We start from the raw sequence: 224 nt of genomic DNA on the forward strand, positions 1-224 counted from the left end.
GGATTAGCTCAGCTGGGAGAGCATCTGCCTTACAAGCAGAGGGTCGGCGGTTCGATCCCGTCATCCTCCACCATATATATTTTTAATATTTATGCCGATGTAATTCTAATGCTAGAGTAAGAAAGCGTGTACAATCTAATAATCATTCTAAACCTATGCCGGGGTAGCTCAATTGGTAGAGCAACTGACTTGTAATCAGTAGGTTGGGGGTTCAAGTCCTCTCG

1 tRNA gene is annotated in these 224 nt (G+C 44.2%); it reads left to right on the forward strand.

Annotation, left to right across the window (positions count from 1 at the left end):
- The first annotated feature begins 165 nt into the window (after nt 1–165).
- Nucleotides 166–223: transfer RNA gene (locus AC3A54_RS25650), tRNA-Thr, on the forward strand.
- Nucleotide 224: the final 1 nt, after the last annotated feature.

This window comes from Neobacillus sp. Soil_C_43 (assembly GCF_057656715.1).